This is a genomic window from Rhodoferax sp. (assembly GCF_039922535.1).
In the GTDB taxonomy this organism is placed as follows: domain Bacteria; phylum Pseudomonadota; class Gammaproteobacteria; order Burkholderiales; family Burkholderiaceae_C; genus Rhodoferax_B.
This window is the reverse complement of the sequence record NZ_JBDTEM010000473.1, coordinates 1-3,749: the sequence shown is the minus strand read 5'-3', so window position 1 is coordinate 3,749 and position 3,749 is coordinate 1. Positions and strand designations below refer to the sequence as shown.

Sequence of the window (3,749 nt, the reverse complement as noted above, 5' to 3'; positions counted from 1 at the left end):
GACTGCTTCATCATGAAGCCCGGCTACATCGGCACTTGGCGCACCATTGAAACCGTGCGCAAAGTATGGGTCATGGCCTAAGAACGCAACAGTACCGCACACGCACAGAAAGCTAGACCATGGCAGCCCCCAACCTCAACCTCAACGACGCGCGACTCTATATCGATGGTCAGTGGATCGACCGCTCCGACGCACCGCAGATCGCCGTCGTCGATCCATTTACCGAACAGGTCGTGGGGCATATCGCTGGTGGCTCAGCGGCCGATGTCGATCTCGCCGTGACGGCTGCCCGGCGGGCGTTCGAGACCTTTTCACGTAGCACGGTGGAGGAGCGGCTGGACCTGCTAGGCCGCATCCTGGCACTGCTGGAGGAACGCTCGGAACTGTTCGCACAAGCTATCGTGACCGAGATGGGCGCCGCGATCGGATTCGCCCGAGCGTCCCATGTGCCTTATGGCACCGCCCATGTGCGCGTGCAGATGGAGGTGCTGCAGCGCTACAACTTTCTTTCCAGCGAGGGCGGCACCGCCATGGCAAAAGAGCATATTGGCGTCTGCGCACTGATCACTCCCTGGAACTGGCCGCTGTACCAGATCACCGCCAAGGTCGCGCCAGCGATCGCAGCCGGCTGCACCGTGGTACTCAAGCCCAGCGAGCTTTCGCCCTACAGCGCACAGCTGTTCGCGCAGGTGATGCACGATGCGGGCGTACCGGCCGGCGTATTCAACCTGGTCGGCGGCACCGGCGAGGTCGTGGGTGCAGCGCTGGCATCGCACCCGGAGGTTGACATGATTTCCATCACCGGATCGACACGCGCGGGTGTGCTGGTAGCGCAGGCTGCCGCCGTGACGGTCAAACGCGTGGTGCAGGAACTCGGCGGCAAGTCGCCCAATGTATTTCTTGACGATGCCGACTTTGAGAACGGCGTTGCCAAGGGTGTGCTGGCAGGCATGCGCAATGTGGGCCAGTCCTGCAGCGCTCCGACGCGGATGCTGGTGCCGGCCTCGCGGCTGGCCGAGGTGGAAGCCTTGGCGGTGGCGGCTGCGGCCAGCATCGACGTGGGCGATCCACACGATGAAAAAACCACCATGGGCCCGATCGCCAATGCCGCGCAATACGCCCGGGTGCAGGCCATGATTGCGGTCGGCATCGACGAAGGCGCCAAGCTGCTCTGTGGTGGGCCAGGCCTGCCGACCGGGCTGGAGCACGGCTTCTTCGTACAGCCAACGGTGTTCTCCAACGTGACCCCCGGCATGCGGATCGCACAAGAAGAAATTTTTGGCCCGGTGCTGGTGATCATGCCTTACCAGGATGAGGCAGAAGCCATCGCCATGGCCAACGACACCATCTACGGCCTGGGTGCACACCTGCAGTCGAGCAACCCGGAACGGGCACGGCGGGTGGCAGGCCGCATCCGTGCCGGGCAAGTGCACATCAACTACCCGACATGGAACGGACACGCCCCGTTTGGCGGCTACAAGCGCTCGGGCAATGGCCGCGAATATGGTGTCTACGGTCTTGAAGAATACCTGGAGACCAAGGCCATCATCGGCTACTGATGCAGCCGGAACTTCCCACTCCGGCTTCGGCGGCTGGTGAAAGCCCGCACCGTTTTTAATCTTCATCTACCCTGACAGAACCTTCTGACAATGCCTGCACCTTTAACACCCGTAGAAACTACACCAGACCTGCCGACCCATGCCGACGTGGTGATCATTGGCGGCGGCATCATCGGGTGCTTTACCGCCTATTACCTGAGCAAGCGCGGCTTGAAGGTCGCGCTGGTCGAAAAGGGGCTGATCGGTGCAGAACAGTCGAGCCGTAACTGGGGCTGGTGCCGCCAGCAGAACCGCGATGCCCGCGAACTGCCGATAGCCACCAAAAGCCTAGACCTGTGGGAGCAATTCACCGCCGAATCGGGGGAGGAGACGGGGTTCAACCGCTGCGGCCTGCTCTACCTCAGCAATAACGAGGCGGAGCTGGCCGGCTGGGCGCGCTGGGGCGAATTCGCCCGCACCGTCGGCGTGAAAACGCAGATGCTAACGGCCAAAGAGGCGGCCCAACGCGGTCGCATCACGGGCAAGCCATGGAAAGGAGGCGTCGTCTCACCTACGGATGGCACGGCAGACCCTTCGCGCGCGGCCCCGGCGGTCGCACGGGCGGTGATGAAGCTCGGTGGCAGTGTGCACCAGGGCTGCGCGGCGCGCGGCATCGAGATGGAAGGCGGGCGCTTGTCGGGCGTTGTCACGGAGAAGGGCACCATACGCACCAAGGTCGCTGTGCTGGCTGGTGGCGCCTGGGCCTCCTCATTCTGTCGCCAGTACGGCATCCGGTTTCCGCAAGCCGCCATCCGGCAAACAGTGTTGGCAGTGTCGCCGGGCGCCAGCGAGCTGCCGCCCGTACTCCATACCGCCGCCGTGACCATGACCCGCCGCGGCGACGGCGGTTACACGGTGTCCATCAGCGGTCGCGGGCGGGTGGATCCCACGCCGCAAATGCTGCGTTTTTCCGCACAATTTCTGCCCATGTTCTTACGCCGCTGGCGCAACCTGGCACTGGGCGGGCTGGAAGGCATACGGTCGGGCCATGAAGGCATGTCCCGCTGGCGGCTGGACCAGCCGACGCCGATGGAGCGGATGCGCATTCTCGATCCCGCAGTGGACAAGGCGGTCGTGCGCTTGACCTACCAGCGCGCGTTGGACCTGGTCCCGGCGCTGAAAGAACGCAAGGTCACTGCGGCCTGGGCCGGCTATATCGACAGCACGCCCGATGGTGTGCCCGGCATCGGCGAAGTCGCCAGCGTCCCCGGCCTGGTACTGGCGGCCGGATTCAGTGGCCACGGGTTCGGCATTGGTCCTGGCGCGGGCCATCTGATCGCCGACATCGTCAGCGGCGCCACACCGATCGTAGATCCCCGGCCCTACCACCCGGACCGTTTTCAGTCGTCCGCCTGGGGCAAGGTTGCGGAGTTTTAGCATGTCGTCCATTCACGCGAGCGCGCCAATGGATGCAAAAGTGCCACGCCTGAGCACGCTGCGTGCAGATCACCTGCCGCATGCCGTGGCGCTGTCATCCGCGCTGGCATGGCCCTACCGTGAGGCCGACTGGCGCTTCGCATTCGAACTTGGCAATGGCATCGCGGCGGAGGTGGACGGTCGCCTTGTTGGCACAGCACTGTGGTGGCCTTATGGCGACACCCATGCCTCGCTCGGCATGATCATCGTCGCTGCAGAGATGCAAGGTCGGGGCCTAGGGCGCGCATTGATGGACGCGCTGCTGCACGAGGCGGGCGACCGGGCCCTTATCCTCAACTCCACGCAGGAAGGCTTGCGCCTGTATACCCAGCTGGGCTTCGTACCCGTGGGGCAGGTATTCCAGCATCAGGCGGTGCTGCCAGCCGATCCCCTTCCTGTCACCAAAGCCATCGGCGTCCGCCCCCTGCAGGCCGGCGATAACGAGGCCGTGCGCCGACTCGACCTTGCTGCCACGGGCATGGACCGGAAAAAATTGCTGGCCGCCCTGTTAAAGGCAGGCCCGATAGTCGTCGCCGATCAGGGCTCCGGCGTGCAGGGCTATGCTGGCATACGTGAGTTCGGTCGCGGCCTCGTGATCGGTCCCGTCATCGCCAGCGACGCGGCCACCGCGAAGGCCCTGATCGCCACGCTCGCCAGCCGCCATCGCGGTGGCTTCGTCCGTGTGGACGTGACCGAGGACAGCGGCCTGTCGCCCTGGCTGACCGCCATCGGCCT

General features: G+C 64.6%; 3 protein-coding genes. All 3 read left to right on the top strand.

Annotation, left to right across the window (positions count from 1 at the left end):
• The first annotated feature begins 119 nt into the window (after positions 1-119).
• Positions 120-1,559, top strand: a complete 1,440-nt coding sequence (locus ABI213_RS22415) for an aldehyde dehydrogenase family protein (RefSeq protein WP_348028725.1) — start codon at positions 120-122, stop codon at positions 1,557-1,559.
• A gap of 90 nt (positions 1,560-1,649) precedes the next feature.
• Positions 1,650-2,975: an FAD-binding oxidoreductase gene (locus ABI213_RS22410; RefSeq protein ID WP_348028724.1), complete on the top strand. Its 1,326-nt coding sequence runs from the start codon at positions 1,650-1,652 to the stop codon at positions 2,973-2,975.
• A 1-nt stretch (position 2,976) separates the two neighbouring features.
• On the top strand, positions 2,977-3,749 hold a 773-nt coding region (locus ABI213_RS22405; RefSeq protein ID WP_348028722.1), incomplete at its 3' end, for a GNAT family N-acetyltransferase.

Bases quoted from the DNA above. Each gene is read 5' to 3' on its own strand.
- ABI213_RS22415 (WP_348028725.1), top strand. From the start codon at position 120: ATGGCAGCCCCCAACCTCAACCTCAACGACGCGCGACTCTATATCGAT.
- ABI213_RS22410 (WP_348028724.1), top strand. From the start codon at position 1,650: ATGCCTGCACCTTTAACACCCGTAGAAACTACACCAGACCTGCCGACC.